Source organism: Streptomyces sp. NPDC101118, assembly GCF_044759445.1.
Taxonomy (GTDB): Bacteria; Actinomycetota; Actinomycetes; order Streptomycetales; family Streptomycetaceae; genus Streptomyces.
In genome coordinates, this window is record NZ_JBIVZG010000009.1 from 189,691 (window position 1) to 193,757 (window position 4,067).

At 72.1% G+C, this 4,067-nt stretch carries 4 protein-coding genes; all 4 read left to right on the plus strand.

The window, feature by feature from the left end; all coding sequences use genetic code 11:
• Position 1 precedes the first annotated feature (1 nt).
• The 4 genes from ACIQUQ_RS17540 to ACIQUQ_RS17555 all read left to right on the plus strand — a co-directional run bounded on the left by ACIQUQ_RS17540 (position 2) and on the right by ACIQUQ_RS17555 (position 3,846).
• A complete protein-coding gene (locus ACIQUQ_RS17540; protein WP_403976560.1) occupies positions 2-1,099 on the plus strand; it encodes a hypothetical protein in 1,098 nt (365 codons plus the stop codon).
• 37 nt (positions 1,100-1,136) lie between these two features.
• Positions 1,137-2,243: a hypothetical protein gene (locus ACIQUQ_RS17545; RefSeq protein WP_403976562.1), complete on the plus strand. Its 1,107-nt coding sequence runs from the start codon at positions 1,137-1,139 to the stop codon at positions 2,241-2,243.
• Between the two features lie 237 nt (positions 2,244-2,480).
• Entirely contained in the window at positions 2,481-3,548 is a 1,068-nt protein-coding gene (locus ACIQUQ_RS17550) for a MupA/Atu3671 family FMN-dependent luciferase-like monooxygenase (RefSeq protein ID WP_403976564.1), read from the plus strand.
• Positions 3,549-3,603: 55 nt separating this feature from the next.
• Positions 3,604-3,846 (plus strand): MbtH family protein, encoded by a 243-nt coding sequence (locus ACIQUQ_RS17555; RefSeq protein ID WP_399950486.1) that lies wholly within the window; start codon positions 3,604-3,606, stop codon positions 3,844-3,846.
• Positions 3,847-4,067 lie beyond the last annotated feature (221 nt).

Sequence of the window (4,067 nt, forward strand, 5' to 3'; positions counted from 1 at the left end):
CTTGAAGCTCCGCACACGGGGGATCCGCAAGGCCGCGCTCGGCATCTCCGCGGGCGTACTCGCGCTGGCGAGCGCACTCTTCCAGACCACCGCCGCGCAGGCGGCCGGCGGCTGGGAGAACATGACGCAGCCGCTGCCGTACGGCTGGAAGGCGGACGACGCCCAGGTACTGGCGCTCGGTCCGGATTCCGTGGTCCTCATGGAGACCGAGGAGACCTGTCCGATCGGCTGCGAGGTCTCCAGCCATCTGTGGGACCGGACGGGCGGCTCGTGGGTTCCCAAGCCCCCGACCCCGTCCGACATCTACAAGTTCGAAGCCATCGCCGGGACCGCGACCGACGACGTCTGGACGTTCGGCGGACCGGACTTCGGCTATCCGTCCGCCTACCACTGGAACGGGACGGCCTGGACCCGCCGCGGCTTCACCGGCCCGTTCTTCCCGCACGCGGGGGTGGCCACCGCTCGCGGGCAGCTCATGGCTGCGGGCACGCAGACCGTCTCCGGCTACAGCCGTCCCGCCGTGCAGCGCTGGACCGGCACCGCGTGGTCGCCCGTCACGGTGCTGCCGGCCCCAGCCGGCAAGAACGTGTCCGTGGACGCCATACACCAGGCCGCGCCGAACGACATCTGGGTGGTGGGCGAGACCACGGTCTCCTCAGGAACCACCGAGATGTACGTCGCCCGCTTCAACGGCACGACCTGGACCCAGGTCGCCGCTCCCAAGCTCACTGCGGGCTTCGACTACCTGCGGAACCAGGTCGCCGGCACCTCCACCGACCTGTGGATCACCGGCAAGAAGTCCGCCGACGGCTGCCACACCTCACTGCGCTTCAACGGCACGGTCTGGTCCACGCTCCCGACCTGCGGCGGCCTGGCCGTGACCACGGTGGTCAAGTACCGGGGCGAGTGGATCGGCGGCGGCGACGCGAGCTTCGGGCTGCGGAAGTGGACGGGTGCGGCCTGGACCCCGCTCACCGCCCCGGCAGCCGGCGCCACGGTGCGGCGTCTGACCGCCGAACCCGGCGACGGCGCCCTCTGGGCCACCGGCAGCGACGCCAACGGCATCTTCGCGTCCCGCCTCCCCGGCGCCGTCTCCTAGCCCCGCTGCACACCACCCGCCCGACGAAGGGAACGTCTTGAACATCCGCACACGGGGGATCCGAAAGGCAGCTTTCGCGCTCTCCGCGGGCTTACTCGCCCTCACCAGCGCACTCTTCCAAGCCACCACCGCCCAGGCGGCCGGCGGCTGGGAGACCGTCACCCAGCCGCTGCCGATCCCGCAGACCGTCGCCAAGGCCCAGGTGCTGCCGGTGAGCGCCACCTCGACGGTCCTGATCGAGCGGTGGGCGGGCTGCCCGATCGCCGGCTGCGACTCGGACGCGTACATGTTCCACCGCGACGGCACCGGCTGGCAGGCCAAGCCGGCCGGACCCGCGGACCAGTACCCGAGCTCCTTCGTGGCCGGGACCGCCGCCGACGACGTCTGGACCTTCGGCAGCGGGGACTGGGGCGGGCAGTGGGCCAACCACTGGGACGGCACGGCGTGGACCAGCCGAGCGGTCGACACCGGCTACGCCTTCACCGCCAAGGACGGCGTCGCCCCGGCCCGCGGCGAGCTGCTGCTCGCCGGATCCGTCTACTCCGGCGGGGTCGACCGGCCGGCCGTCCGCCGCCTGAGCGGCACGACGTGGACCAACACGGTCCTGCCGGCACCGGCGGGCAAGAACACCCGGCTGGAGTCGATGCTGCGCCTGGCGGCGAACGACATCTGGGTGGTCGGCGAGACCACGGTCTCCACGGGGACGACCGAGATGTACGTGGCCCGCTTCAACGGCACCGCCTGGAGCCAGCTCCCGGCCCCGAAGCTCACGGCGCCCTTCGACTACGTGTCCAACACGATCGCCGGGACCGCGAACGACATCTGGATCAACGGGAAGCAGACCACCGACGGGTGCTTCACGACCCTTCGGTGGGACGGGACCGTCTGGAAGACGGTGCCGGTCTGCGGCGCGGGCACGGTGAACACCCTGGCCAAGTACGGCAGCGACTGGGTCGCGGGTGGCAGCGCCACGTTCGGCCTGCGGAAGTGGAACGGCACCGCGTGGACGCCGCTGACGGCCCCCCGCACCACCGGCACCACCGTCACCGAGCTGACCGCGGACCCGGCCGCCGGCGCCCTCTGGGCCACCGGCACCGATGCCTCGGGCTTCTTCGTGTCCCGGCTGGCGGGCCCCCTCACGTAACCCGGCACACCCCGGAAGGCCCGCGGCACACCCTGTGCCGCGGGCCTTCCGCGTGCCCGGCGCGGGTGGCCCGGCAACCGGCGCCGCAAGCCCGTACCCGTCGCGTCCCGAAGCGCTCGCACCCACTCCGACCTGCGGGTTTTCGGGGGGTGGAAATAGTTTCGATAACGCGTGAAAACCCCCGCTGCCTAGCGTCCTCGGTATCCGACCGCCGAGAGCCGATCCGAAGGAGCCGGGGTGGACTTCAGTCTCTTCTACTTCGCCAACGACAGCACCGCGTCCGGCGCCGCCGGGCGTTACGAACTCCTCACCGAGGGGGCCCGGTTCGCGGACCGGAACGGGTTCACGGCGGTGTGGACCCCGGAGCGGCACTTCCACCCCTTCGGCGGGCTCTACCCGAACCCGGCCGTCACCGGTGCCGCGCTCGCCACCGTCACCGAGCGGATCGCGATCCGGGCGGGCAGCGTCGTGGCGCCGCTGGGGCACCCGCTGCGGATCGCCGAGGACTGGTCGGTGGTCGACAACCTGTCCCACGGGCGGGCCGGGGTGTCGTTCGCCTCCGGGTGGCACCCCACCGACTTCGTGCTGCGGCCCGAGGCCCACGCCCGGCGCAAGGAGCTGCTGACGGAGACCGTCGAGACCGTACGGGCCCTGTGGCGCGGCGAGTCCGTGACGCTGCCCGACGGGCGGGGCGCCGACGCCGAGGTACGGGTCTACCCGCCCGCCGTACAGGCCGAACTGCCCTGCTGGATCACGAGCGCCGGCAGCGCCGACACCTTCCGCACCGCCGGGGAGCTGAACGCGGGCGTGCTGACGCACCTGCTCGGCCAGGACCTCGACGAGCTCGCCGGGAAGCTGGCCGTCTACCGGGCCGCGCTGCGCGAGCACCACGGCGAGCAGGCCAGGGGGCACGTGGTGCTGATGCTGCACACCTTCCTCGGGACGGACACCGAGGAGGTGCGCGAGCTGGTCCGGCCCTCGCTCTCCGCGTACCTCAAGACGTCCTTCGGGCTGCTGTCCGGGACGGTCAACGCCGACAAGGCGGTGTTCGACCGCTCGGCGGTCCGCGAGGCCGACGTCGACTACCTGGTCGAGCGGGCCTTCCAGCGGTTCTTCGACCGCCAGGGGATCTTCGGCACCGTCGAGCGGGCGCTCGGCGTGGTGGAGCGGCTGGAGGCCCTCGGCATCGACGAGGTCGGCTGCCTGGTCGATTTCGGGGTCGACACCGAGCGCACCCTCAAGAGCCTCGAACACCTCAATGACCTGCGGATTCGTGCCGCCGGACAGCGTATGGGCGCCGTATAGCGAGCCCTCGCAGAGTCGTACGCAACCATCACCGACACCCTTCTGGAGACCCACAATGAGCGACACCCAGACCGACGAGCGCCTGTACCGCGTGGTCCGCAACGACGAGGAGCAGTACTCCGTCTGGTGGGCCGACCGGGACCTGCCGGCCGGCTGGCACGCGGAGGGCTTCGAGGGCCCCAAGGACGCGTGCCTGGAGCGCATCACCGAGGTGTGGACCGACATGCGCCCGCTGAGCCTGCGCCGTCGCATGGAGCAGGCCGCCCTCCAGGACGCGGAGCTCTCCGCCGCCTCCTGAACCGGACCCCCGCTTCCCCCCACCGCACCTCCCCCCACTCCCACCCCCCACCCCCCAGACCGCGCCGGCCCGGCACCCCCCGCCCGGGCCGGCGCGTCTCTTCCGCCCCTCAGGGCCCCGTAGTCACCCCGTAGTCACCCCGTAGTCACCCCCACACCCGTCCCGCATCCGGCCACCTCCGCTCCGCGCCGGCTCATCAACTCATCAAGAGGACCCGAGAG